The 24,786-nt window shown below is 53.2% G+C and carries 23 protein-coding genes; 2 read left to right on the forward strand and 21 right to left on the reverse strand.

Features of this window, described 5'->3' with window-relative positions; all coding sequences use genetic code 11:
* Positions 1-9: 9 nt before the first annotated feature.
* Together B212_RS0113890 and B212_RS0113895 are read right to left on the reverse strand one after the other, a co-directional pair.
* Positions 10-870 carry a DegV family protein gene (locus tag B212_RS0113890; RefSeq protein ID WP_019911439.1) on the reverse strand — a complete coding sequence of 287 codons (861 nt, stop codon included), beginning with the start codon at positions 868-870 and terminating at the stop codon, positions 10-12.
* 24 nt (positions 871-894) lie between these two features.
* Positions 895-2,673 (reverse strand): DAK2 domain-containing protein, encoded by a 1,779-nt coding sequence (locus tag B212_RS0113895; protein ID WP_019911440.1) that lies wholly within the window; start codon positions 2,671-2,673, stop codon positions 895-897.
* Between the two features lie 192 nt (positions 2,674-2,865).
* Between B212_RS0113895 and rpmB the strand changes: the two genes are divergently transcribed.
* Entirely contained in the window at positions 2,866-3,054 is a 189-nt protein-coding gene (gene rpmB / locus B212_RS0113900; RefSeq protein ID WP_019911441.1) for a 50S ribosomal protein L28, read from the forward strand.
* Positions 3,055-3,155: 101 nt separating this feature from the next.
* Here rpmB and spoVM read toward each other — a convergent pair whose 3' ends face one another.
* From spoVM to B212_RS0113980, 16 genes are all read right to left on the reverse strand, one after another.
* Positions 3,156-3,236 (reverse strand): stage V sporulation protein SpoVM, encoded by an 81-nt coding sequence (spoVM, locus tag B212_RS31435; protein WP_019424875.1) that lies wholly within the window; start codon positions 3,234-3,236, stop codon positions 3,156-3,158.
* Between the two features lie 180 nt (positions 3,237-3,416).
* Positions 3,417-4,085: a ribulose-phosphate 3-epimerase gene (gene rpe, locus B212_RS0113910; protein WP_019911443.1), complete on the reverse strand. Its 669-nt coding sequence runs from the start codon at positions 4,083-4,085 to the stop codon at positions 3,417-3,419.
* 4 nt (positions 4,086-4,089) lie between these two features.
* Complete coding sequence (rsgA, locus tag B212_RS0113915; protein WP_019911444.1) at positions 4,090-4,995, reverse strand: ribosome small subunit-dependent GTPase A; 906 nt, start codon at positions 4,993-4,995, stop codon at positions 4,090-4,092.
* A gap of 129 nt (positions 4,996-5,124) precedes the next feature.
* Positions 5,125-7,287, reverse strand: a complete 2,163-nt coding sequence (gene pknB, locus B212_RS0113920) for a Stk1 family PASTA domain-containing Ser/Thr kinase (protein ID WP_019911445.1) — start codon at positions 7,285-7,287, stop codon at positions 5,125-5,127.
* Positions 7,284-8,060, reverse strand: coding sequence for a Stp1/IreP family PP2C-type Ser/Thr phosphatase (locus B212_RS0113925; RefSeq protein ID WP_019911447.1), 777 nt, complete (start codon positions 8,058-8,060; stop codon positions 7,284-7,286). The genes pknB and B212_RS0113925 overlap by 4 nt, the downstream gene beginning before the upstream one ends.
* A gap of 6 nt (positions 8,061-8,066) precedes the next feature.
* Positions 8,067-9,107 (reverse strand): 23S rRNA (adenine(2503)-C(2))-methyltransferase RlmN, encoded by a 1,041-nt coding sequence (rlmN, locus tag B212_RS0113930; RefSeq protein ID WP_028530819.1) that lies wholly within the window; start codon positions 9,105-9,107, stop codon positions 8,067-8,069.
* 196 nt (positions 9,108-9,303) lie between these two features.
* Complete coding sequence (rsmB, locus tag B212_RS0113935; protein WP_019911450.1) at positions 9,304-10,779, reverse strand: 16S rRNA (cytosine(967)-C(5))-methyltransferase RsmB; 1,476 nt, start codon at positions 10,777-10,779, stop codon at positions 9,304-9,306.
* A complete protein-coding gene (gene fmt / locus B212_RS0113940) occupies positions 10,776-11,714 on the reverse strand; it encodes a methionyl-tRNA formyltransferase (protein WP_019911451.1) in 939 nt (312 codons plus the stop codon). The genes rsmB and fmt overlap by 4 nt, the downstream gene beginning before the upstream one ends.
* Before the next feature lie 5 nt (positions 11,715-11,719).
* Positions 11,720-12,205, reverse strand: a complete 486-nt coding sequence (def, locus tag B212_RS0113945) for a peptide deformylase (RefSeq protein WP_019911452.1) — start codon at positions 12,203-12,205, stop codon at positions 11,720-11,722.
* A gap of 109 nt (positions 12,206-12,314) precedes the next feature.
* The gene (gene priA, locus B212_RS0113950; protein WP_019911453.1) at positions 12,315-14,846 is read right to left on the reverse strand and encodes a primosomal protein N'; all 2,532 of its coding nucleotides are present in this window, start codon (positions 14,844-14,846) and stop codon (positions 12,315-12,317) included.
* On the reverse strand, positions 14,846-16,081 hold the full coding sequence (gene coaBC / locus B212_RS0113955) for a bifunctional phosphopantothenoylcysteine decarboxylase/phosphopantothenate--cysteine ligase CoaBC (protein ID WP_019911454.1): 1,236 nt from the start codon (positions 16,079-16,081) through the stop codon (positions 14,846-14,848). The genes priA and coaBC overlap by 1 nt, the downstream gene beginning before the upstream one ends.
* A 256-nt stretch (positions 16,082-16,337) precedes the next feature.
* Positions 16,338-16,538, reverse strand: coding sequence for a DNA-directed RNA polymerase subunit omega (gene rpoZ, locus B212_RS0113960; protein WP_019911455.1), 201 nt, complete (start codon positions 16,536-16,538; stop codon positions 16,338-16,340).
* 54 nt (positions 16,539-16,592) lie between these two features.
* The gene (gene gmk, locus B212_RS0113965; protein ID WP_019911456.1) at positions 16,593-17,162 is read right to left on the reverse strand and encodes a guanylate kinase; all 570 of its coding nucleotides are present in this window, start codon (positions 17,160-17,162) and stop codon (positions 16,593-16,595) included.
* 18 nt (positions 17,163-17,180) lie between these two features.
* Positions 17,181-17,441, reverse strand: coding sequence for an extracellular matrix/biofilm regulator RemA (gene remA / locus B212_RS0113970; RefSeq protein ID WP_006209218.1), 261 nt, complete (start codon positions 17,439-17,441; stop codon positions 17,181-17,183).
* A gap of 50 nt (positions 17,442-17,491) precedes the next feature.
* Entirely contained in the window at positions 17,492-18,382 is an 891-nt protein-coding gene (locus B212_RS0113975; protein ID WP_028530820.1) for a YicC/YloC family endoribonuclease, read from the reverse strand.
* Between the two features lie 38 nt (positions 18,383-18,420).
* A complete protein-coding gene (locus tag B212_RS0113980) occupies positions 18,421-20,295 on the reverse strand; it encodes a bifunctional homocysteine S-methyltransferase/methylenetetrahydrofolate reductase (protein ID WP_019911458.1) in 1,875 nt (624 codons plus the stop codon).
* 173 nt (positions 20,296-20,468) lie between these two features.
* On the opposite strand from B212_RS0113980, the gene B212_RS0113985 reads away from it, so the two are divergent.
* Positions 20,469-20,726: a hypothetical protein gene (locus tag B212_RS0113985; protein ID WP_019911459.1), complete on the forward strand. Its 258-nt coding sequence runs from the start codon at positions 20,469-20,471 to the stop codon at positions 20,724-20,726.
* Here B212_RS0113985 and B212_RS0113990 read toward each other — a convergent pair.
* Genes B212_RS0113990 through B212_RS0114000 form a run of 3 tightly spaced genes read right to left on the reverse strand, consistent with a single transcriptional unit; the run spans position 20,699 to position 24,684 of the window.
* Positions 20,699-21,799: a GerAB/ArcD/ProY family transporter gene (locus tag B212_RS0113990; protein WP_019911460.1), complete on the reverse strand. Its 1,101-nt coding sequence runs from the start codon at positions 21,797-21,799 to the stop codon at positions 20,699-20,701. The two genes, B212_RS0113985 and B212_RS0113990, sit on opposite strands and share 28 nt — an antisense overlap.
* Before the next feature lie 22 nt (positions 21,800-21,821).
* The gene (locus tag B212_RS0113995; RefSeq protein WP_019911461.1) at positions 21,822-23,027 is read right to left on the reverse strand and encodes a Ger(x)C family spore germination protein; all 1,206 of its coding nucleotides are present in this window, start codon (positions 23,025-23,027) and stop codon (positions 21,822-21,824) included.
* Complete coding sequence (locus B212_RS0114000; protein ID WP_156830127.1) at positions 23,017-24,684, reverse strand: spore germination protein; 1,668 nt, start codon at positions 24,682-24,684, stop codon at positions 23,017-23,019. Before B212_RS0114000 ends, B212_RS0113995 begins: the two co-directional genes overlap by 11 nt.
* Positions 24,685-24,786: the final 102 nt, after the last annotated feature.

Raw genomic sequence — 24,786 nt, forward strand, 5'->3', positions numbered from 1 at the left:
ATCCCCTATTTACGCGGGCCAAATGAATACGGCTAAGGTTCCGTTGCCGACATGGCTCCCTACTACAGGTCCCACATTGGTCAGCACTTTCTCTTCCAGGGTGAAGTGCCCGGCTAGCTCCTTAAGGAACTCTTCGCCGGCAGCCGGTTCAGCCGTATGACCCACGGCCACGTTGATTTTGTCCACACCCGGCAGATCCTTCTTGAACAGCTCGATCATGCGGGCTACTGCCTTCTTGCGGCCTCTCACCTTCTCCACCGCATAGATAATCCCTTCTGAATCAATAGAGAGAATCGGCTTAATATTAAGCAGCGTACCCAAAAAAGCGGAGGCTTTGCCGATTCTGCCGCCCTTTTGCAAATATTCCAGCGTATCCACTAGAAAGTACAGCTTGCGTGACTGACGCAGATTCTCTACAGTCCGTAAAATTTCCTCAGGGTCTTTGCCTTCCGCAGCCAATCTCGCCGCTTGCACCACCATGAATCCGAACCCGTAAGAAGCGGACAGCGAATCCACAACAGTGATGGCCGCTCCCTCCTCTTCCAGCATGGATTTAGCCAGAACAGCAGACTGATAGGTACCGCTAAGCCCTGAAGAAATATGAAAGGATAGAATCGTGCGATCCGGGTTACGCTCCAGAAGGTCACGATATACGTTCATATATTGATCCGGCGACGGCTGAGAGGTGGTCGGCAGTTGAGCCGAGAGGGGCAGACGCTCATAGAATTGCTCCGGTGTCATATCCACATTATCCCGGAACGTCTCCCCGCCGAACATCAGGTTCAGCGGAACAACCTCTATACCATACGCTTCCGCCATGACCGGCGGGATATCGGAAGTGCTGTCGGTGACAATTACGGTACGATTCATGAATTTCTCCCCCTACCTTTTAACTTAAGGCTCAACTGAGAAAAGATAATAATACAGCGGTTGTCCACCCTTATGAATTTCAACCTCAACCTGCGGAAAGGCCTCTTCCAGCCAGCCTTCAAGCGATGCGGTAACCTTATCTTCTGAATCCGCCCCGGTCAACACGGTGACAATCTCATCGCCGGTCTCCAGCATATTAGCGAGCAGCGCCTGGCTTGCCTTCAGCAGGTCATCGGCAGCAGTGACAATCTTGGAGTTCGAAATCCCGATATACTGACCGGATTTGATCTCCAGATCCTCGATAACCGTATCGCGGACCGCATTCGTAACCTGCCCCGACTTGACCTGTGAAATGGCCTCAAGCATGCTGCTTGTATTGGCATCTACCGTATCTTCCTCCTGGAAAGCAAAAGCAGCGGCAATTCCCTGCGGAATGCTCTTGCTTGGAATTACGGTGATTTCGCGTTCACCCTCGAGCAGCTCTTTGGCCTGCTGGGCGGCAAGCACAATGTTCGAATTGTTAGGCAGAATGAAGACATGCTTCGCGGAAATAGACGAGATCGCGTTCACGAAATCCTCCGTGCTGGGGTTCATCGTCTGTCCGCCGGACAGAATAGCATCTACGCCAAGGCTTCGGAAAATATCCGAGATCCCTTCCCCTGAGGAGACTGCAATGAATCCGTATAGCGCCATTTCATCCGCCGGAGGAACCGCCGGTGACTGCACACTGCTCTCTTCCTTCGGAATATCCGCAAACACATCCGGCATCGGTGCAATATCCATCCCGGCGGTCAGCAGATCACGATGCTGCTCGCGCATATTCAGAATATGGATCTGGGTAATCTCGCCATACTGCAGCGCCAAATTCAGCACATCGCCCGGAGTTTTGGAATGGACATGGACCTTGATGGTCTCATCATCCGAAATGACAATAATCGAATCGCCATTTACTGATAACGCTTTCCGAAAAGCTTCCTCATCAAATTCCGCTTTTACGGCGCTCCCAAGCAACCGGTTAATGAAAAATTCCATATCATATAAAAATTCAATATCTTCCGTAGACAGTTGGGATTGTGCAGAAGACTGCACGGAGGACAAAATATTCTCTTGTTTATTGAGTACCACTGCCGGTGCCGCTGCAGGAACTGGAGCTTGTCCCTGAACAGACTGCGGCACAACTGCGCCACCACTCGTCAAGTACTGATGAAAGCCCTCATAAATGTACACCAGGCCCTGACCGCCGGAGTCAACGACCCCAACCTGCTTAAGCACAGGCAGAAGCTCAGGCGTGTTGGCTAACGCTTCTTTGGCTTTGGCCAGAACTTCAGTCATAAGCTCAGTTACATCTGTCGTGCGGCGCGCATAATAGACGGCATGTCTGGCCGCTTCTTTGGCAACGGTAAGAATCGTGCCTTCTACCGGCTTCACCACCGCTTTATAGGCTGTATCCACACCGGTCTGCAGCGCTGCTGCGAACTGCTGCGCGCTCAGTTCATCGTATTGGGCTGCGTAACGTCCAAGCCCCCTGAAGAGTTGTGACAAAATAACACCAGAGTTCCCCCGGGCACCCATCAGGAGACCCTTGGACAATACTCCTGCACATTGGCCGACAGAGGCCGTATTATTTTTCTTCAATTCGTTCGCGCCTGCGGTCATCGTCAAATTCATGTTTGTTCCCGTATCACCATCCGGAACCGGAAAAACATTAAGGGAATTGACGTGCTCTGCATGCTGCTGCAGTTGTTCCGCTCCGGCGAGTACCATTGCGGTAAAATCTGTCCCGTTTATAGAACGCTTACTCAATGAGAATTCCCCTTCCTAACTTTATGCCTAATCAATTCTAGGATTAACTGGACATAATACACTAATCTATATTGTACTATAAGAGACTAAAGAAATAAATGTTTTTGAAGCGGTTGACGAAGCAATTTTTGCTGTGATATTATATTTAAGTATTGTTTTATGCAGGTGTAAGTAATCAAGGAGGTGTAATCTATGTCCCGCAAATGTACTGTAACAGGCAAGAAACCGGGCAGCGGCAACCATGTATCCCATGCCAACAACCGCAACCGTCGTTCTTGGGGAGTTAACGTTCAGAAGGTCCGTATCCTCGTGAACGGTAAACCGAAACGCGTATACGTCAGCACCCGTGCTTTGAAAGCCGGTAAAGTTGAACGCGTTTAGTCTTGGATTATCCTAGACCTAGCGATATCTCATAATGAAGCAAAAAGCACCCTTTACATTCGTAAGGTGCTTTTTTTCATGTTTTCTGTTCAGATTCTTCCTCAATTTTTCTGAAAAGTATTCAAAATCGCCTTAACAAAACCTCCCAAAAATTTTGGCAGCTTGAACGTGTAAAATTTCATCCTTAACCCTCCAATCAATTCATGCCGTACGGTAGGAGACTTTCCCGGCTCTCGGCCTTTCGAAACGAACTGCAGACCTCCCTGTTGAACAAAAAAAGGCTACATGAGATTTCTGCTCATGTAACCATGTTTATGCGCTCATAACTTGACCTATAACCTTTAGTCTGAGCAGGGTCAGGATTAACGGAGCGCTGCCTCGGCAGCTTCCCGGATCGCCTTAATCGCGGCCGCGCGGTCGCTGCGTCCAAAGACGGCATTCCCGGCCACCAGCACATCAGCGCCTGCCGCTGCAACCAGCGGGGCCGTATCTTCAGCGATACCGCCGTCAACTTCAATGCGTAGCTCCGTATGATTCACTTCCCGGGCCCACTCGCGGATTTGGCGGATCTTCCCCAGAGTATGCGGAATGAAGGTTTGGCCGCCGAAGCCGGGGTTAACCGTCATTACCAGCACCAAATCCACATCCTCCAGCACCTCACGGACAGCCAGCGCCGGAGTGCCCGGATTGATAGCCACACCTGCCTTAAGACCCAGCTCCTTGATCTGATGCACCACACGGTGCAAATGAACACAAGCTTCGGCATGTACCGTAATCACACTGGCTCCTGCCGCTGCAAACTCGGCAATATAACGTTCAGGGTTCTCGATCATCAAATGTACATCCAGCGGCAATGAGGTGTGTGCCTTCACTGCTTTTACAATCGCTGGTCCAAGCGTAATATTCGGCACAAAATGGCCATCCATGACGTCAACATGGACCCAGTCTCCACCACTGGCCTGGGCTTCTGCAACCTCTGCGCCAAGTGCGGCAAAATCGGCTGACAATATTGATGGTGCGATTGTAATCATAATGTTAGTACCTCCGCTTTTTATCTTTCATTTCATTATAGAACAGCTTGTAATGCTCATAGCGGCTGCTGGCGATGTCGCCTGCCTGAAAAGCTTCAGCAACGCGGCAGCCCGGCTCATGAAGGTGGCTGCAACCGCGGAATTTACATTGTTCGGCGTAAGGGGCGAATTCCCGGAAGCAGGTGGACAGCTCCTCCACACCCAGCTCCAGAAAGTCCAACTGGCTGAAGCCTGGAGTATCCGCCACAAATCCGCCGTCGCCGATGTCCATCAGCTCCACGTGGCGGGTAGTGTGGCGTCCGCGGCCCAGGCGCAGGCTGATCTCTCCTGTCTCCAGCTCAAGGCCGGGGACAAGACGGTTCAGCAGCGTTGATTTGCCGACACCGGATTGGCCGGAGAAGACGCTGATGCTTCCTGCGAGACGTTTGCGCAATTCCTCGCCGCCTTCGCCCGTAAGGGAACTTGTCACCAGCACTTCATACCCAATGCGTTCATACAGTGCTTTGACCTGCGCAGTGACTTCGCCCTCATCATCTGCCAGGTCCTGCTTCGTGAGCACGATCAGCGGTTCCAGACCGGAATGCTCAATGTGCACCAGAAACTTATCCAGCAGATTCAGATTCATGTCCGGCTCGCGCACAGAGAAGAGCAGCACAGCCAGCTTGACATTGGCAACCGGCGGACGGATCAGCTCCGACTCCCGGGGGAGAATTTCATCGACCATGCCTTCCCCGTTCTCGGTCAGAACATAAATAATCCGGTCGCCAACCAGTGGTGTGATTCCCTTTTTCTTAAGAATCCCCCGTCCCCGGCACTGCACAGCTTTCTCCTCCGCTGCGATTGATCCTTCGTGGAGCGGCTTGACATAATAATATCCGCTTAACGCTTTGACAATTATACCCTCAGGCATACATAATGAGCCTTCCTCTCCTGATATTGCACAAATGACCCAAGCCTGCAAGGTACATGGGTCATTCTGCTGCGGCAGCCTTGTCTTGAGAAATCTCAGAATCGTCTGCCGCTTTATCTTTTATTTGTCTTACTTTTTTCCTTTATCATTTGCATTGGTTGTTACAAAACCCGTCTGATTCACCGCTCCGGTATTTCCGCTGTTATCCGTGCTGGGCGGTAGAATCTCCGGTTCAATGGTCGGTTCGCTGGTAACCGGAACATCAGTAGGCGCCTGTGTTGGGACAGGCGTTGGCTCAGTAGGGAGCTCAGGCTGCGGCACAGTACCGTTTTTGGCATCCGCGTATTTTATTGTATAGGTTGCGATAAATTCCCCGTCCTGGTAGACGGAGATGGAACCGTCCTTATTAGGGGCGAGCAGCAGATTCACCGACAGCATCTGATTCTTCGCAATTGTGCGTATGCCCCATTCCTGGTTCTCGCCATCCTTGCGTGCGTCAGCATAGATAATGCGGATTTTGGTCTTCTTGCCCTTACTTGATGGAGTGACTGGCACATTGAATGTATACTCCAAGGCCTCAGGCGGGTAACCTGTGCTTACCGTAATATTAATCTTCTCGCCCGGTGAAGCGGTATCGCCCTTCTCATAGGGCCATTGCACCATTACCTTGCCTTTATCGACAGTAAAGCTGGACTCTTCTTTGATTTCACCCAGCACAAGTCCCGCTTCCGCCAGCTTCGCCTGGGCCTCTTGCTGAGTCGATCCGACGAGATCCGGTATTGGCGTGGTCTCTTTCCCCTGGCTGACAATCAGCTTGATGGTTGCCGTCTCCGGATCATATTCGGTGCCGGCGGCCGGCTCAGAGCTGATTACCTGACCTTCAGGATAATCCTCGCTGAAGCGCGGGTCCTGACTGATCCGGCCTTGCTCCACCCCTGCGGCAATCAGCGTTTTCACCGCATCTTCATAGCTTTTGGTGGACAACTCAGGCAGCTTGGGGAGTACTTTGGCCGTGCTTACAGTAAGAGTGATATGTGTGCCTTCTTTTACCATAGTATTAGGATTCTTACTTTGCTTCCATACGATGTTAGAATCGTAATTTGGATTATATACTTGCAGCGGAGGCTCCTCCGCGATGAGTCCGACTTCAGAGAGGGCAGTTTTGGCGTCCTCAAAGGACTTGCTCGTCAGGCTTGGAACAGCCACTTCATTCACAACAAGCTTGGCGTTCACATACCATACCACACCGCCCATAGCCAGCAAAATAATCAGCGTGAGACTCACCCACAGCACAGCACGTCCCCGCTTCGCCTTACCGGAGCCTGGAGACGCAGCTTCCTCTTCGCGCCAGCCCCTGTCATCTCCGCCGCCACGGCTGCCGAGTCCGCGCTGCAACGGCTTGATTGCCGGAATAACCCGCGTTCGATCCTCGTCATCGTCGTCATTGAACATGGCCTTGGCTTCACTCCGCCGTTCCGGCAGCAGGCAGGTCTCCAGATCATGGAGCATTTCCTTCGCCGATTGGTAGCGCTCGTCCGGATTTTTACGCATAGATCTTAAAATCACGTTCTCAACGCTTTGCGGAATCAGCGGATTCAGCAGACGCGGCTCCTCAAATTCCTCCTGAAGGTGCTTCAAAGCAACACTGATCGGGCTTTCGCCCAAGAATGGCAGTACTCCGGTCAGCATCTGATAGAGTACGATTCCCAGAGAATACAGATCGGACTTCTCGCCTGTAGTAACCCCTTTGGCATGTTCCGGCGAGAAGTAATGAACCGACCCCACCACTGAACCTGTCTGGGTAATGGTTGTAGAGGTGACAGCCCGGGCAATTCCGAAGTCCGTCACTTTTACCCTGCCATTGCGGCCAATCAGAATATTATGCGGCTTGATGTCGCGGTGAATAATCTGATTCTGATGCGCATGATCAAGTGCGTCACAGATCTGGGAAGCAATGCGGATGGATTCGTCCACCTGAAGCGGAGCCCGCTCTTTAATAATCTCATTCAAATTCTTGCCTTCGACATATTCCATAACAATATAATGAATTTCATCTTCTTGTCCCACATCGTATATACTGACCACATTCGGATGCGATAATGATGCAGCGGACTGCGCCTCCCGCCGAAAGCGGCGGATGAACTCCTCATCATGCACAAACTGGTTGCGCAATACTTTAATAGCGACGTTCCGGTTAAGCAGTATGTCATGTGCCCGATAGACGAGCGCCATGCCACCTCCCCCGATCCGTTCGATGACTTGGTAACGGCCGCCCAATTCGTGACCGATCATCTACCCCACTCCTTTGTTTCGGGCACTGCGGCCTCTCCTTGATGTTCTAGCATAGCGACACTGATATTATCACCGCCGCCGGCGAGCAATGCCAGTTGAAGTAATCGGTCTGCTCTTTCCTCTAACGGTATTTCGAGGATTCCTGCAACCTTGCCCAAATGCTCCAAGCTGACGAAATTGCTCAGTCCATCGCTGCACAGCAGCAAAAGCTCTCCAAGTGCCAGGTTAACAGGAGCCAGATCGGCCGCAACCTCGGCATCCGTTCCAAGCGCTCTTGTGAGCACATTGCGGCGCGGATGGTTATCAAGCTCCTCGAGGCTGATCTGTCCGCTCTTGAACAGCTCATTGACCAGCGTATGGTCCTCGGTTAACTGAATTGCTGCACCGTCCTTGATCAAGTAGGCTCTGCTGTCTCCGATATGGCCGATAAATCCCGCCGGCCCCTTCAGCAGCGCAGCAACGACAGTGGTGCCCATGTTATGGTACTTCTCGTCACTTGAAGCCTCTTGATAGACTGTGCTGTTAGCTTCCAAAATAGCGGCAGACAACGCTTCGCGCAAGCTTTCCTCCGGAAGATCAGGCAAGAGCCCGTCCAGGGCATTCTTCATTGTCTCCAGAGCAAGACGGCTCGCGGTGTCGCCAGCCAAATGTCCGCCCATTCCATCGGCGATAATGCCAAGGGTATAACCGTGGCGTGTCACGCCGATCCAGACCGAATCCTCATTGACCGTACGTACCCGGCCAATGTCGCTGGCATGAACTGTTCTGATCAAATATCCTCACCCCAACTCCATGTGTTTGGCGCGTAGCTGTCCGCATGCGGCCGCAATATCGTGGCCTTGCTCCCGGCGGATGGTTACATTCACGCCATGGTCGGCCAGAACACGCTGAAATTCAAAAATATCATTGCGGGAAGTCCGTACATATTTGCGCTCCGGCACATGATTGACCGGAATCAGGTTGACGTGGCAGAGCATAGTCTTAAGCACTCCGGCAAGCTCCTCCGCATGCTCCTTCTGATCATTGACGCCGCCAATCAGCGCATATTCAAAGGAGATACGCCGGCCGGTCTTAGCCTGATAATAACGCAGAGACTCGATAACATCATCAAAAGGATAACGCCGGTTGACCGGCATCAGCTTGGAGCGCAGCGCATCATTGGGCGCATGAATGGAGATCGCCAGATTGATCTGGGTATCTTCATCGGCAAATTTATAGATGCTTGGCACAATCCCGCTGGTGGAGACCGTAATATGCCGCTGGCCGATATTGAGGCCCTTCTCATGGATCATCAGGCGCAGAAACCGCATCGTTGCTTCATAGTTCTCAAAAGGCTCGCCTGTCCCCATGATGACAATGCTGCTGACGCGTTCGCCGCGCGCATCGAGAATTTGCTGGGAGCGGACGACCTGGGCTACAATCTCGCCTGCCGTCAGGTCGCGCTTAAGTCCGCCAAGTGTAGAGGCGCAGAAGGTGCAGCCGATCCGGCAACCCACCTGCGTTGTTACGCATACGCTGTTACCGTAGTTGTGCTTCATGATAACTGTCTCAATCGCATGATCATCATGCAGACCGAACAGGAATTTCACCGTGCCATCCTTGGACTCCAGCTTGGTAATCTCGGTCAATGCCGTAATTCTGAACTGCTCATCCAGCTTGGCGCGCACCGCTTTGGACAAATTGCTCATGGACTCAAAATCATTCACGCGTTTTACATACAGCCAGTCGAAAATCTGCCCGCCGCGAAAAGCAGGCTCTCCGTTGTCCTTAGCCCACTGCTGCAACTCTTCCAGAGATAAATCATATATTAAAGGTTTCATCAAAATCAGCACCTGATCTTTCTTAAAATATAAAATTTGTCGGCTATACGCCATGCCGTTTCTTCTTAAAGATATGCGTATTATTTCTCATTCTTCCTATTTTAACACAAATATTAGAGACGGTAAAAGAAAAGCCCGCCGCGCAAGTAAAACCCTGCGGGCGGGATACCTGTAAATGCCTTGCCGTTTTACTATATTACAAGAGCCGTTCCAGACGGGCGATATAGAACCCGTCGCTGCCGTAATGCTGCGGGAGAAGCTGTATTCCCTCCCCCGCAGCCAGCGCGGTGCCTTCTAGACGCTCCCATACAGGTGAGCTGAACGTGACAGAGGCGAATCCGGGATTATTCTTCAAAAATTCAGAAACTATCCGGCTGTTCTCTGCCTGCTCCGTGGTGCAGGTACTATAGACCAGCACGCCTCCGGGCTTCAGCAGTGCGGAGACCGATTGCAGCAGCTCGCCCTGCAGCTCAGCCACACTGGCTACATCCTCAGACTGCTTGCGCCATTTGAGGTCCGGCTTGCGGCGGATAACGCCGAGGCCGGAGCAGGGAGCATCCAGCAGAATCCGGTCAAAGGATTCCGGTTCAAGAGCCTCCGCAAGCTGGAGCGCGTCGCGGCTGCCTGTGCTGATGCAGTCCAGGCCAAGACGCTGCGCCTGGTCCGCGATTAGCTTCGCCTTGTGGGGATGCAGATCGTTCGCATAAATGTAGCCCTCGTCCTTCATCAATTCGCCCATATGAGCGCTTTTGCCTCCGGGAGCAGCGCAGCAGTCAAGCACCCGCATACCCGGCTCCGGCGCTACCGCTTCCGCGACCAGCATCGAGCTCTCATCCTGCACGGACAGGATGCCATCTTGGTACCAGGAGGTAAGCGCCAGATTGCCGCCCCCCTTTACAACGATGCCAAAAGGGCTGACCTGCGAGGCGGAAGCATTCAACCCTACTTCAAGCATTTGCGCAAGCAGCGCATCGCGGCTGATCATTGTGGTGTTCACACGAACGCTGACCGCAGGCGGTTCATTGTTGGCTGCGCATATGGCCTCAGCCGTATCCGCCCCATACTCCGCTGTCCAGCGCTTAACCAGCCACAGCGGATGAGAATGCAAGATAGAGATGCGTTCCTCACGGCTGAGGTTCTCCGGAATTACCGGCAAATCTCCGGCGCGCAGCACGCTTCTCAGCACACCGTTCACCATTCCCGATATTCCCTGATGTCCGCGTCTCTTGGCTATATTTACGGCTTCATTGACGGCCGCATGTGAAGGAATGCGATTCAGGTACATGATCTGATACAGGCTTAAGCGCAGCAGATTGCGCACCCAGGGCTGCAACTTCGCTATCCCCTTGCTGAGGAACCCTTCCAGCACATAATCAAGCGTGATCATCCGTGAGATGCTACCGTATACCAGCTCTGTAACCAGTCCCGAGTCCTCACGGCTGAGCCCCGACTTCTGCAGACTGCTGTTCAAGAGCAGATTGCTGTACGCGCCTTCCTGCTCGACACGCACAAGAATATCAAGCGCCACCTCGCGGGCAGTCGCAGCTCCTGAGGTGCGGGCGCTACCGCCGCGGCTGTTCTTCCCTGCAGCACCTGTAGTCTCGCGCGCGTTCCCGCCGGATGGCTGAACGCGCGGCCCGCGCCGGCCTGCGCCGTTATTGCCCCCGCTCAACCGAGTACCGTTCCGGGCTTCAGCGTCCCGCCGCGGCTGAAGTCAGCGGCAGTCATGGCTTTTTTGCCCGCCGGTTGGACCGAAGTAAGCAGCAGGCTGCCGTCCCCTGTCTTCACTTCAACACCACGCTCATTCACTGCCAGCACCGTACCTGGGGCTGCCGCACTGCCGCCGCCGTTTCCGTCAGGCTTCAGCGCAGCCCACACCTTGAACGTCTCGCCATTCCAGAGCGTAAACGCACCGGAGAAGGGCACCAGTCCGCGTATGCGGTTGTAAATGCTGCGCGAGTCTGCATTCCAATCAATCCGTTCATCTTCTCTGCTGAGATTGGGAGCGTAAGTGGCTTCACTGTCGTCCTGCGGAACAGCCTGGACAAGACCGCGTGCGAGGCGCGGCATTTCCGCCTTAAGAAGCTCACGTCCGGCAAGGCTAAGCTTCTCAAACAGCGTTCCCGAGGTATCCTCATCTTCAATTGGCACTTTGGCGTGCGAGATCATGTCGCCGGTGTCCAGACCTTCCGCCATGTACATCAGCGTGACTCCGGTAACCTTCTCGCCGTTAATAATGCAGCGCTGGATCGGAGCGCCGCCGCGATATTTGGGCAGCAGCGAGCCATGCACGTTCACACAGCCATTCTGCGGGAGTTCCAGCACCGATTTGGGCAAAATCTGCCCGTAAGCTGCCGTAACAATCAGATCCGGCTCATAGGCGGCCAGCTCGGCCACCGCTTCCGGGCGCCGCAAACGTTCCGGCTGCAGCACCGGCAGCCCCAGAGACAGGGCCGCTTCCTTCACCGGAGAAGGCGTTAACGTCTTCTTCCGCCCCTGCGGCCGGTCAGGCTGGGTGACAACCGCTACAATCTCGTAGCCCTCCTCCACCAGCATCTGCAGGGAAGGCACCGCAAAAGCCGGAGTACCCATGAACACTATCTTCATTTCAATCACTCCTCAGTTTCGCTGCTCTCAGCCGTATACTCATAGACCTTCTCGGCTATATCCGTAAATAGCACTCCGTTAAGATGATCAATCTCATGCTGAAAAGCCCGGGCCAGCAGGCCGCTTCCGGTGATTGTCATTTCTTGGCCTTCGCGGTCAAGTCCGCGTACAGTTACCGTCTCCGCACGGCGCACATCGCCATTGAGGCCGGGAATACTCAGGCAGCCTTCAGGGCCGAACTGTTCGCCTTCCCTGCTGATAATCTCCGGATTAATCATCTTGATCAGACCATGCTCCTCATCGGCATCGACCACGATCAGCCGCTTCAATATACCAACCTGCGGTGCAGCGAGACCAACGCCTTCCGCATCATACATAGTATCTGCCATATCATCCAGCAGCTTTTGGACATTAGGTGTAACCTTGGATACGATTTTCGCTGTCTTGTGCAGCACTTCATCCGGTTCTTTCACGATTAGCCTGATTGCCATTACATAAACACCATCCTTGAAAATTTCTATAGTAAAACAAAGCTGTATATCAGCATAAGTCCAACCTTTAGGACCTCAGGTTCCCAGCTTATTGTATCATGTCCGCCATTTACATCAACATCTGCGGATCTACATCCAGGCTGATCTGCAGCCCTGTATCGCGGACCGAATCCTCAAGCTCTTCCGCCACCTGCCGGGCTAGTCCGATGGCATCAATGGACCCCCGCCATTTGATGATGCACTGGAATCTGTATCTGCCCTTAAGCCGGGGCAGGGGGGAAGCCACGGGACCCAGCAGATCCATCGCATCGGCAGACAGCTTATCCAGGCTGCCGTACCAGCGGAGATGCCTGGCTTTGCCTTGAATATTGAGTGCATAATTCTCAGCCATCCGCAGCAGCACAGGAAGTTGCTCATGGGACAACGTCACGAGGATCAGCCTGCAATATGGCGGATAATGCAGCTCCCTGCGATGCTTCAGCTCCTCACGGACAAAGGAATGATAATCATGCCCGCTGGCATGAATAATGGAATAGTGCTCCGGCGTATAGGATTGTACAACAACCTCCCCCGGAAGCTGATGACGCCCCGCTCTCCCCGCAACCTGGGTGAGCAATTGAAACGTCTTCTCGGCTGCGCGGAAATCCGGCAGATTAAGCGCAGAATCCGCAGTAATGACACCGACAAGGGTGACATCAGGAAAGTCGAGGCCTTTGGCCACCATTTGCGTGCCCAGCAGCACATCGGCTTTTTTGTCTCTGAATTGGCCCAGCAGCTTCTCATGCGAGCCCTTCTCCGTTGTTGTATCCACATCCATCCGAATCACCCGGATGCCGGGAAACAGCTTGCCCAGCTCTTCTTCGACCCGCTGCGTACCTGTGCCGAAGAAGCGGATATGCTCGCTTCCGCATTCCGGACACAGCTTCGGCGACGGTTCGGCATGCCCGCAGTAATGGCAGCGCAAATTATCGCTGCGGCTGTGATAGGTCAGCGAAATATCGCAATCCGGGCAACCGGCGACATAACCGCAGCTACGGCACATCACAAAGGTCGAGAAGCCTCTGCGGTTCAGCAGCAGCACGGTCTGCTCTCCACGTTCCAGTCTGCTCTCAAGCGCGGCATGCAGCCTGCGGCTGAACATGGAACGGTTGCCTTCCTTCAGCTCATTGCGCATATCGGTCACATGCACCTTAGGCAATTCATTGCCCAGCGCCCGGCTAGGCATTTCCAGAAGAATTGGCGAGAAATGTATGTCGCTCTGCGCTCTGGCAGCATGATAGCTCTCCAGGGACGGCGTGGCGGAGCCGAGAATCACCGCAGCCCCGCATTGCTCCGCCCTGCGTACAGCAACGTCACGCGCATGGTATTTGGGATTCTCCTCCTGCTTATAGGAGGATTCATGCTCTTCATCCATAATGATCAGGCCCAGATTGGCAAACGGGGCAAATACTGCCGAACGCGCCCCCACAGCCACATTGGCCTTGCCTTCGCGGATTTTACGCCATTCATCATAACGTTCACCGACAGACAGACGGCTGTGCATCACCGCTACCCCGCTGCCGAACCGGCCCTTGAACCGCTCCACCATCTGCGGGGTAAGAGCAATTTCTGGAACAAGCACCACGGCCTGCCGTCCCTGATCCACACAGCGCTGAATGCACTGCAGGTAAATCTCTGTTTTCCCGCTTCCGGTAACCCCATGCAGCAGAAAAACCTCATGCCGCTGCTCATCCACGGTAGAAGCGATTCGCGTATATACGGTTTCCTGTTCTGCTGTAAGCGGCAAAGGCGTGCTAGGCTTGAAATCACGGCCTTGGTAAGGATCGCGGTACACTTCAATTTCGCTGATTTCAATGAACCCCTTGTCCTCCAGCGCCTTCACCGTTCCGGCAGTAACCTGCAGTACCGACAGCACATCCTTGAGCGGCATCGGCAGTGTCCTTTCCATGTCGATCAGGAAAGAGAGCACTTCCTTCTGCCGAGCAGAGCGTGCAGGGAAGCTGGCAAGCGATTCACGCGCTGCGGCGAGGCCGATTGCGAGATCAACCGCCTTCAGCTTTTTTTTGCCCATCTTATCCTTAATCGACTGACTCTCAGCCAGCACACCCCGCCGGAGCATGAACTTCACCGTCTCAGCCGCTTGCGGAAAGGCCCGGGTCAACTGCTTCATGGAAACCTCGCCGCTGCGCCCGACAAATTCGGTGATGCTGCGTTCCTCCTGGTCTGTCTCCAAAAACATTGGAAACAGCTCATCCATCGGGCCGTTCTCCTGTTCCGCCGCATCGCCGAGAATAATCAACCGCTCGGCTTTGCCCTTCAGGGCTGTTGGCAGCATGGCCTGGAGAGCAGATATCCGCCTGCAGGCATATCTTTGACTCATCCAGTCTCCCAGCTCCACAAGCTCGGGAGAAAGGGGCGGAAGCAGATCCAATACCTCTTGAACCGGCTTCAAGCCGGAATGTGCACCACTAACCCCTGATTCTACCGAAACAACAAATCCCTGCACCGTCCGGTGTCCAAACGGCACGGCTACCCTGCTTCCCACTTCAACCCACAGCAGGAGAGCGTCAGGAATCAAATAATCAAACGGCCGGTCGGTGCTGCGCACAGGAACATCGACAATGACCTTGGCAATTTCCATTATAACGCGGCTCCCGCAATGCGCTCCGAAGCGAGCAGGAGCAGCTTGCGCGCCACTTCATCTTTGGATACGAGCGGCAGATCCAGCACTAATCCGCCGGCATCATAGATGGACACAATGTTGGTATCCGTCCCGAACCCGGCGCCTTCCGTGGAGACATCATTGGCTACAATCAGATCCAGATTTTTGCGGACCAGCTTGTCCTTGGCATAAAATTCGGCATTTCCCGTTTCGGCGGCAAAGCCGATCAGGAATTGCTTATCCTTGATTTTCCCCAGGCTTTCGAGAATGTCAGTCGTCTTCACAAGTTCAAGCGTCAGGGTATCGCCACTTTTCTTAATCTTGGATTCCGCACTTTCTCTAGGCCGGTAGTCCGCCACAGCCGCAGCCTTAACCAGAATGTCGCAATCCTTCCAACGGCTCATAACCGCCTCGTACATATCCTGAGCTGATTCTACCCGGACCACACGAATTCCCGGGTCCTGCGGCGGTGCTTCATCTGTACGCGCTGCGATCAAGGTAACCTCGGCTCCCATCGCACGTGCCGCCCGGGACAGGGCAAAGCCCATTTTGCCGGAGGAATCGTTGGATATGTACCGTACCGGATCAATGCGCTCGATCGTTCCCCCTGCGGTGATGATCACTTTTTTACCGGCAAGAGCTCCTGCGGCGGCGTTGGCCTGAGCTGCAAAATAATTCTCCACCACGCTGACAATCGTTTCCGGCTCCTCCAGACGGCCCTTTCCGACATACCCGCAGGCGAGCAGGCCTTCTCCCGGCTCAATGAACTGCACTCCACGGCTGTGCAAAGTGTTAATATTGGCGAGCACCGCCGGATGCTGATACATGTGGACATTCATCGCCGGCGCCACCATCACAGGAGCAGTTGCCGCAAGCAGAGTAGTAGATAACATGTCATCAGCCAGACCATGCGCCATTTTAGCAATAATGTTGGCTGTAGCCGGTGCTATAAGCACAAGATCCGCAGCATCGGCCAGATCAATATGTGAAATTGAGGACGGGTCACGCTCCTGAAAGGTATCGCTATAGACGCGCTGCTTGGACAAAGACTGCAGTGTCAGCTCGGTAATGAACTGCTTGGCCGATGCGGTCATAATGACATGGACCTCGGCCCCTTTTTGCGTCAGCTTGCTGGTCAAAGCCGCTCCCTTGTAAGCAGCGATCCCCCCGGTAATTCCCAATATAATCGTTTTGCCCTGTAAGCTCTTCAACATGGTTCCCCCCTGTTCCTTACCCAGCGCTAATCTAATAATCATGCAAAAAAAGCTATATTTTGAGAAAAAAATAACAACCTTCCGGTTGTCAGGTACAGCCCGGTTCGGGCTATTCTCGAGCTGAATTTGTACGATTTGAACTACTAAGCCAAGCAGAAACGATTATTAGCCTCTGTAGAGGATGACATCGTTTCTGCAAGTGCCCCTGTCCACAAGCATTGTCCGTATGTACAGGGGCGTAGCAGGTAATTCCGGACTACTCTTCGCCGCGTGTTACAACAATGCGGTCTTCATAGATTTCTTCCAGAGCAACACCGACATATTTGTGCGATTTCGGCGCTTTGATCTCAGTCTTGCCGCCTTCACGGAGCGATCTTGCCCGGCGTGCGGAAGCAACAACGAGCGAATACTTGCTGTCTACTTTGTTTACCATTTCATCAATAGAAGGATATAGCATGTAAGACACCTCTTCATCTTTTACTGTAACTATGATCTTATATAGCTGCGCCTGTCATCTCACCTTACAATGTTCGGCGATAATGATGCTTTCTATTCGCTTGCAGGCCAGATCAATCTCATCGTTCACTACTGCATAATCGTAATGCCGGATCAGACCGATCTCATCCTCTGCCACGGACATACGGTGGCTAATGACATCGGGATGCTCCGTGCCGCGCCCGCGGATGCGGTCCTTCAATTCATCCATAGATGGCGGAAGAAGGAACACAAAGATGCCCTCGGGGAATTTCTCTTTGACCTTGAGCGCTCCCTGAACCTCGATCTCTAAGATAATATCTTTCCCGCTCTCGAGTGTTCGCTCTACAAAGTCGCGCGGAGTCCCGTAATAATTGCCTACGTACTCTGCATATTCAAGCAGTTGGTCAGCTTCAATCATAGCCTCGAACTGCTCCTTGGTTTTGAAAAAATAATTAACCCCGTTCTCCTCGCCTTCGCGCGGCAAGCGCGTAGTTGCGGATACGGAATAGACAAGCTTGGGCATCTTAGGCCGCAGTGCGGTACACACGGTACCCTTACCGACACCGGAAGGGCCGGATAAAATGATCAGCAATCCTTTTGACATAGTACACTCCATTTGTTGTTATTCGTCATTATCGTCATCTTTACTGGACAAGCGGTGCGCCACAGTCTCCGGCTGTACTGCCGAGAGAATAACATGATCGCTGTCTGTAATGATGACAGCCCGCGTCCGGCGGCCATATGTGGCGTCGATCAGCATATGCCGGTCTCTGGCCTCCTGAATGATGCGTTTGATTGGTGCAGATTCCGGGCTGACAATGGAAATAATGCGGTTAGCCGATACGATATTTCCAAAGCCGATGTTGATTAATTTAATTGCCATGTTCCGGTTGTTCCCCCCATAGGTTACATCTTTGCTTACTCAAGTACCTGTTATTCAATATTCGCTGCTTGTTCACGTATCTTCTCCAGTTCGGCCTTCATCTCAAGCGTAAGGTTCACCAGAGTCAGATGATTGCACTTCGACCCGATTGTATTCGTCTCCCTGTTCATCTCCTGAATGAGAAAGTCCAGCTTGCGTCCTGCGGGCTCGCTCCCCTTGAGCAGGGCCTTGCATTGTTCAAAATGACTGTTCAGCCGGGTAAGCTCTTCATCAATATTACAGCGGTCGGCAAAGATAGCAATCTCCATTCCAAACTTATGCTCTTCAAAAGGGAACGTCCCGTCATTCAGCACGCTCAGCCGCTGCCGCAGCTTCTCGCGGTACTCGCTTACCACAGCCGGAGCAAGTCCGGCCATTTCGGTATGCAGTGCCTCCAGATGGGTCAGCCGCAGCGAAAGATCAGCGGCAAGAAAGCCGCCTTCCCGTGCGCGCATCTCCATCAGAGCATGCAGACTCTGGTTCAAACCAAGCTCAAGGACTTCCGCAAAATCTTCAAACGAGGCCTGCACATGGGCATCCTCCTTGAATTCCATGACACCGGGCATTGAGAGAAGATCTCGAAGACTCAGCTCACCCTTAAGCCCAAAATCATCTCTCAACTGCTCCGCTGACTTCAAATAGGAACGCACCGCTGAACGGTTCAGCACCTGTGCAGGAGCCGCTTCTTCGGTATGTTCCCTAGTAATGATGACATCTACCCGTCCCCGTTTGATATGAGCTTGAACCTGTCTTCGCAGCATATCCTCATAAACCGTCCAATCCCGGGGCATCCGCAGCACAACTTCGCAGTACCGGTTATTCACCGATTTGACTTCGAACGTAATCTTGTAACCGCCGAATTGCAGGGATGATTGACCGTATCCGGTCATGCTAAATGACAACGGAATCACATCCATTACACTATTGTAATTGATAATTACTAGCGAAACAAGGGGGACAATTTGCGCCCCTGTTTCTCCCACACGTACTCCAGGAGCTGTACACTCATACCATAAAACATAAATGGCGTCATCAGATAGATGCCGTTAAAATGCCCCATAGCCGCGTCCAGCAGCTCCTTGGCAATCCGTACGCCCTCTGCGCGGCCCGCTTCTCCTTCCAGTCCCTCCATGCGGCTGCGCACCTCAGGAGAGAGCTGGATGCCGGGAACCTCATTGTGAAGATATTCGGCGTTGCGTCCACTCGCCAGCGGCATGATGCCGATAAAAATCGGGATATCAAGATGTCCGGTAGCCTTCGCAATGCGCGCGATCAATTCAGCATCATATACCGGCTGGGTCATAATATAATCCGCGCCGGAGGCGATTTTTTTCTCCAGACGTTCTACCGCCTTGTCCAAATGTTTGACATTGGGATTAAACGCGGCTCCGATGACGAAGTTCGCTTTCTGCTTCAGCGGCTTGCCGGAGAAGGCAATGCCGTCGTTAAGCTGCTTGATCATCCGGATGATTTCGAATGAGGTCAGATCGTAAATCGAGCTTGACCCCGGCAAATCCCCGAAGCGGGCCGGGTCGCCGGTCACTGCCAGCACATGATCAATGCCAAGGGCATCAAAGCCCATCAGATGCGACTGTGTTCCGATCAGATTGCGGTCGCGGCAGGCGATATGCACCAGCGGTCTCATTCCTGTGCGGGCCTGAACCAAATGTCCAAGCGCCATGTTGCTCATCCGCGTCACCGCAAGCGAGTTGTCCGCCAGCGTCAGGGCATCCGCCCCTGCTCTGCGCAGGGCATCCGCACCTCTCATGAACTTAGCGATGTCCAGGTCGCGCGGCGGATCAAGCTCCACAATTACTGTATGCCTCTCCTTGACCAAATCCACCAAATTCGGCTCACCGCCGCCAATTCCCTCATCTTCGCCGAGATGCTCCTGCACAGCGATCCGTTCCACGTTAGCGTGTACAGTCGGCTCTGGGAGTGGCTGCGGGATATACTCCTGCAGCGCTGCAGAAATTTCCGCAATATGCTGCGGCGTTGTGCCGCAGCAGCCGCCGATAATCCGGCAGCCCATATCCGCGAAGACCGGAGCCATCTGACCAAAATATTCCGGAGAAGCGCCATAACGGTATTGCCCATCTACATAATCGGCAATACCGGCGTTCGGATATACCGAGGCAGGAAGCTTAAGGCTTCCCTGGAGCGATTTGAGCGCCCGCTTGATGCCATTGGGTCCGGTGCGGCAGTTGAAGCCGATAATATCCGCCCCGTCCTGCTCCAGAATATGAAAAGCCTCCTGCAGCGTCAAGCCGTCGAGCGTGCGCGCAGTCTCGTCCACCGCGAGCTGGCAGATCACCGGCAGCCCGCTGAGCTTGCGGACCGCCCTTAGGGCCAGATGCAGCTCTTCGACATCGTAGAAGGTTTCCAGCAGGATGCCGTCCGGCTGCTCTTCTAGCAGCGCGGAAAATTGCTGGGCATAGAAACGCTTCAGCTCCGAGCTGGACAGATTGGCCCGTTTGCCGGCCCGGATCGAGCCTGCCGCACCTACGACATACCCTGCTTCACCGGCAGCCTGACGCGCAATCCGCACACCGGCGCGGTTAATTTCATTCACCTTGGCCTCCAGGCCGAACTTGGACAGCTTATCGTAATTGGCTGAGTACGTATTGCTCTCCAGCAGTACCGCCCCGGCCTCAATATAGCTACGGTGGACATCCTCAATGACCCCCGGAGAGGTCAAATTCAATTCTTCATAGGAGATGCCGACAGGGAAGCCTTTCTGATACAAGAAAGTTCCCATCGCTCCGTCTCCGACCAATACGTTATTATTCCATGCAGAGCGCAAATCCGGCTTCACCGCAAGAACCTCCCCTATCAGACCATAGTTTCATACTAATGTAACATAAAACGGGATGGATGATAAGCTTTCACAAGTAAAAGCGAAGCATTGATAAAGCGGAAATTGCATGGCAGCAGGGCAAATGATTCATACTAGCTGAAAGGGGTTCAATAGGGGGGAACAAATCCATTATGAAGAAAAAAAACAGAAGGCAACTGCTGAAAAAATACACAATCCTTCTGCTGCTGGCCGGGCTCTCTCTACTCTATTTATATTTTGGCGACTGGCTCTTCGGCTATGGTATGGGAAATATCAGCTACATTTTGAACTATTTATTGTATACCGCTTCCGAAAAGCTGGCTGCCGTAATCATGCTGCTGTGCCTCATCATCCCGGATGCCGTCCGCTTCATTCGGGGAAGTCAGCCCGGGCGACGGGCCGAGAAATAACTTCTCAGCATAGTGATCACAATCAGAACAACCGGAACGGCCAGCATGAAAAAAGGGTACACCGTATACAGCAGCCTTCCGCCCTCATCCAAATGCTCGGTAAAGCTGCGGGCGTCGAGCATGGAGGTGAACAGAATGATCAACGCACAGGGATAAATCATTCTGCGGTAGGCGATACCGAACAAATCGGAAATCCCGATCAGCGCTGCGGCGAAAAATACGGCCATTTTGAAAAAAACTCCGATAATGAGCACCATGACCACGAAGATATCCACACGCTGAATGAAGTCCGAGATCGAAATCTTGCTGATCGTGGGCATCAGCGGCAGCGGAGAACGCTCCACAATATCTGCTCCCAGCACCGAGATGTTCAGAGCCATCGTGTAGCTGAGCATCAGGGCTGCGGACAGCATTGCCGCGGCGATAACCCAGGGCCCTTTTTTAGCATTGGAGAGAAAGGGCATCAGCATGGTAAAAGCAATCATTTCGCCAAAAGGGAACATGTAGTTCTGTTGCAGTACGGAACGAATCACAGGCACTGCCCCATCTTCCAGCATCGGCAAGAGACGGTTCAAATCGACAGACCCTGAGAGCACCAGCATAATTGTGCCGAATATGCCAATCAACAATACTAAAGTCAGAAAAACCAAAGAGGTCCGCGTCAGAACTTCAACACCTTTATGCAGCACGTAGGCGCTTGAAAGAATCATCAGCGTACTTAGAATGAAGAGCGGGGAATTATGCATCGTAGCCATCGCCAGCATGGTGCTGCCATCGCGCAAATCCCGGCCTGCCAGATTGATATACAGAATAATATACATTAACGCAACCGGAGCTCCGATGTATTTGCCCAGCAGCTTTCGGACATAACCCGTTAAGGGCATTTCAGGATACTTCCGGTACAGATAGGCATAGCCTGCAAAAACAACTACACCCGCCACGCTGCCGATCAAAATGGAGAGCCAGGCATCTCTTCCCGCCCCCATGCCCAGGTTAACGACAAGTGCCGTTCCCAGCTCGAACAGCAGGGTAATGCTGAAGAACTGGACAAGCCCGATTTTTACGATTCCCATAATTCCCCTCCTTCCGTTCCCATTAGTAGACCTGGAATGAATTCTCGCGCATATCGGTATGTCTGATTACGGTGTCTGCATCAATGTTGATAGTACAGGCCGCAAAGATACTCTCCCAATGGTTTTTCATCTTCTTCCACCCGCGCGGATTTTCCCGCTCCACCACCTCACCGAAGCCAAGGTAATCACTGCCCAGCTTTCGGGCATAGGCAATCGCGGTTTGAATTTGACTGCGGGTTTCTTCAGTTAGTTGATCCGACAGCCTTTCCAGTACTTTTGGCGAGGTAAGATCAAATGAATTGGGAGACTCCTTTAGCGCCGCCTGCTGGGTTATTTTGATGTTAATTACGGGATGCTCCGGGTCCTTTGCCGATGCGGTAACCGATACCTGGGATTGATAGACATTAAACGCCAGATATCCTTTCTCATTTTTTATCACTACAGGAAACTCCTTGATTTTGTTCAGCAAAAGAACGGTACCGAGTGCAGAGTCCCCCTCGAGCCAGCCCTTCAGCTTATCATCCTTGAAAGCCGCCAGGTTGGACACTCTCAGAATTGCTCGCGGTGCGATGGTCCTCAAATTGTCGTTGGTGTCCGCACTGTCTCTGTTCCCGCTTGTGAAAACACCATTAATGACCGGTCCGCCGCCCCTGACCTGAATCCCCCTGATCACATCATCGACCTCCATCTTGAAATTGTAGCCAAACTGCTTCGAGGTGGTGTCCAGCTTCTCGACCAGATCGCTCGAAGGAATCTTGCTGAACACGGTCATCGTTGACATCACTTCGCGGGCCGGCTGATCCTTCGAGACAAAAACCCGGCTGGTCAGCCGCATGTCGCTCTCCCGTTCCATCACATCCAGCATGTCCTTGATGCCCTCCCGGGCAAACTTCTCGGAAATCACGATAACCCGGACATGCCCAAGGGATAAGAACCGCGCCGTCTGCCGCGAAGCATTCGCGAGCGCTTCATACATGGTGCGTCCGCTGCCGGTATATAAGGCCACCGGTGAAGTATTCCGGGCCTGCTTCCCGGAAATTTCTTCCGACACAATAACTTGAAAGGAAAGCATATATTTCTTGTCTTCCGAAGGCCCCCTGTCGATTGCAACTCCGGAAACGATCGCCCGGCGGTTAAGCTCGACACTGTCCCAGCAGCCGGTGAGCATGAGCGGCAGCAGAACCTGCATAGCGGCAAGCAGCGTGATAACGAAGCTTCTAATCTTCATCCGGCTGATCTCCTGTCCCGTAATTTTTTACGGAATTGCTCTCACGAATCGGGGGCGCCAGCGCTTCCTCATTCCCCGTAGTCATCCGCATAAACTCCGGCAGTTCGGCACGCATCTGCTGCGGTGATTTACGGGGGGACATAAGCCATAGCGGCATTCTTAATATCGTATCCTTTTGGCCTTTAACAGACAGCGGCACAAACGGAGACAAATACGGGATGCCGAAGGAGCGCAAGCTGTTCATGTGCGCCACCATCACAATCAGACCCAGAGTCACGCCATAGAAGCCGAACATCCCGGCAAGCAGCAGAAAAGCAAAGCGGATCAGTCGTCCGGCGATAGCCATGTTGTACGCCGGAATGGCGAAGCTGGCAATCCCCGTCAAGGCGACAACAATCACCATAATCGGGGCGATAATACCGGCCTCGACGACAGCCTGCCCCAGAATCAGCGCCCCGACGACTGAAACAGTCTGCCCAATGACACGCGGCATCCGCACTCCGGCTTCACGGAGGATTTCAAATGCGATTTCCATCAGAAGAGCCTCGACAAACACCGGGAACGGCACATTTTCCCGTTGAGCCAGCAGACTAACGAGCAGCGTCGTCGGAATCATTTCATAGTGATAAGTCGTCAGCGCAATGTATATAGCGGGCCCGAGAATCAAGACAATAAAACTTGAATACCGTACAATCCTCATCAGAATAGCAATATCGAACCTTTGCGAGTAATCCTCTGCCGACTGGAAGAACTGGGTGAATACAGCCGGTAAAATCAGCACAAACGGAGTCCCGTCGACAATGATCACTACCCGCCCTTCCAGCAAATTGCCGGCGGCGACATCCGGACGCTCCGTATTATAAATCGTCGGAAACGGAGTAAAGGTCTTGTCCTGAATAAGCTCTTCAATATAACCGGACTCCAGCACTTCATCCAAAGCAATCTTGTTCAGGCGCTCCCGGACCTCGCGTAGCAAATCCTCTCCTGCGAAATCCTCTACATACATTAGCGCCACAAGCGTCTGTGTTTCGCTCCCGATCTTCATATACTCCAGGCGAAGCTTGGGGGACTTGATTCTACGGCGGATTAGGGAGATGTTGGTCGCTACAGATTCAACAAAACCATCCTTCGGGCCTCTGACGACCATTTGCGAGGAGGGCTCGCTGATCGAACGCCATTCGCCGCCCTTCGTTGCGCATAGTATTGCTGCACTATAGCCATCCAGCAGAATTGCCGTATCTCCTGACAGAACCGCCAGCATAATCTCTTTCCAATCCTCCTTGATTTCCGCCTCACCGATCTCCAAGGCCCGGCTCAGAATCATGTCCAGGAGCCGGCCGTGCTCACCGCCACTCTCTGCACAGTCTATGATCAGACCGTCTGTACTCACGGCAAGGAGCGAGCCGACCACGAATTCGTTCACAGCGGAGGTGTCAGCCAGCCCGCTCAGGTGAACGGCCGCGGCGCGGATGCGGCGAAGCCCGTCAAGCTGGACCTGACGGATTTTGAGGTCAGGGCTGTGCCCAAGCTCTGATTGAATACCCGCAAGGCTCTCGGACAGCTCCGCAGATAATCTTGAAGGCCCGCTATTCTGCGAGGAACCGGAGGGTTCACTCTGCGCCGTTCTGCCTCTGCCTGCATACCTCTTTATGTTCATGTTAGCCCCCCATCCATACTGGGTGCTATTATTTGCATTGAGCTCTTCCATTATTCGGCTGCACTTCCACAGCAACACAACAAAGATGCCCTGCAGGCGTTC

The sequence above is a fragment of the Paenibacillus sp. HW567 genome (genome assembly GCF_000374185.1).
Classification (GTDB): Bacteria; Bacillota; Bacilli; order Paenibacillales; family Paenibacillaceae; genus Paenibacillus_AQ.